This window comes from Massilia sp. LMS1-1-1.1, from assembly GCF_040815535.1.
In the GTDB taxonomy this organism is placed as follows: Bacteria; Pseudomonadota; Gammaproteobacteria; order Burkholderiales; family Burkholderiaceae_D; genus Janthinobacterium; species Janthinobacterium aestuarii.
Window position 1 is genome coordinate 1 of the sequence record NZ_JBFPNG010000026.1, and the last position, 317, is coordinate 317.

The 317-nt window shown below is 53.6% G+C and carries 2 tRNA genes; both read right to left on the bottom strand.

The window, feature by feature from the left end:
- Positions 1-49: 49 nt before the first annotated feature.
- Positions 50-125 (bottom strand) — tRNA-Ala (locus MRBLMS1_RS18835).
- Positions 126-192: 67 nt separating this feature from the next.
- A tRNA-Ile gene (locus MRBLMS1_RS18840) sits at positions 193-269 on the bottom strand.
- Positions 270-317: the final 48 nt, after the last annotated feature.

Sequence of the window (317 nt, forward strand, 5' to 3'; positions counted from 1 at the left end):
AACCACAGTCTTGTTGACCGGCTTACGTTTGCACTTTCGAGTAAAACTTTGGTGGAGGATGACGGGATCGAACCGACGACCCCCTGCTTGCAAAGCAGGTGCTCTCCCAGCTGAGCTAATCCCCCTGGGGTATTACATTACTGGCAGGTCTGGCTGGACTAGCGTCCACCTTACCCCCGGGTCTGTTTTTGCTGGTAGGGCTGGTTGGACTCGAACCAACGACCCCCGCGTTATCAACACGGTGCTCTAACCAGCTGAGCTACAGCCCCAACGCGGAACTACTACGACTACTGTTTCTTCTTAATTAAACAGCCGAT